The sequence below is a fragment of the Shewanella electrica genome, from assembly GCF_022321485.1.
GTDB classification, from domain to species: Bacteria; Pseudomonadota; Gammaproteobacteria; order Enterobacterales; family Shewanellaceae; genus Shewanella; species Shewanella electrica.
In genome coordinates, this window is the sequence record NZ_JAKOGG010000391.1 from 1 (window position 1) to 262 (window position 262).

Here is a 262-nt window from a genome sequence, read left to right on the forward strand (position 1 = left end):
CGCATCAATTAAAAAAATTGTGATGTTGTCATGCCTCAGCGGTGCACCCGGAAGCCTACGCGCTGGTGGAACACATCGCTGCCATTTCAAAGCCTTCCAGGGCGATATTATCAGGCTGCAATCGCACCTGTGGCGGCAACCAATACAACGCGCCACAACAATCTGCGCCAGCGCCGCGAGGAGATCCACCGCCGCACATTCGCGCTTCTGGTTTGTCATTTTCGCAAATCGCTCTGCGGAAATGACCGCAGAGCAGATCACC

At 55.0% G+C, this 262-nt stretch carries 1 protein-coding gene; it reads left to right on the forward strand.

What is annotated here, in order from left to right; all coding sequences use genetic code 11:
• A partial coding sequence (locus L9G74_RS21005; RefSeq protein WP_238898696.1) for a hypothetical protein occupies window positions 1-262 on the forward strand: 262 nt, incomplete at both ends.